General features: G+C 32.1%; 1 protein-coding gene. It reads right to left on the bottom strand.

The window, feature by feature from the left end; translation table 11 throughout:
• The coding region (locus tag AOA61_RS31685) for a hypothetical protein (RefSeq protein WP_218197300.1) at positions 1-243 on the bottom strand (243 nt) is incomplete at both ends.

The following is a 243-nucleotide window of genomic DNA, read 5'->3' as shown; positions in this document are numbered from 1 at the left end:
CTTCAAATTCCTCCTCCAACTCTACGAACTCATGTAGATATATATTTTCACTATATGGATGTAAAAAATGTTCCTCATTTTCCCCTAATATATCAATTTCTTTTACCAAAATATCGTGATTATAGATGTGTGCAACTGCGCTTACTACCTTGAAATCATCTTTATTCTTCTCTTGAAGCCACTCATGCTCCAATTGATTGTATATATCGATATTTATACTAAACTGATTATCTGGTCCTAGAT

Source organism: Pseudomonas sp. 2995-1 (assembly GCF_002742505.1).
In the GTDB taxonomy this organism is placed as follows: domain Bacteria; phylum Pseudomonadota; class Gammaproteobacteria; order Pseudomonadales; family Pseudomonadaceae; genus Aquipseudomonas; species Aquipseudomonas sivasensis.
Note: the sequence above shows the minus strand (reverse complement) of the source record. Positions and strands in the feature narration are given on the sequence as shown.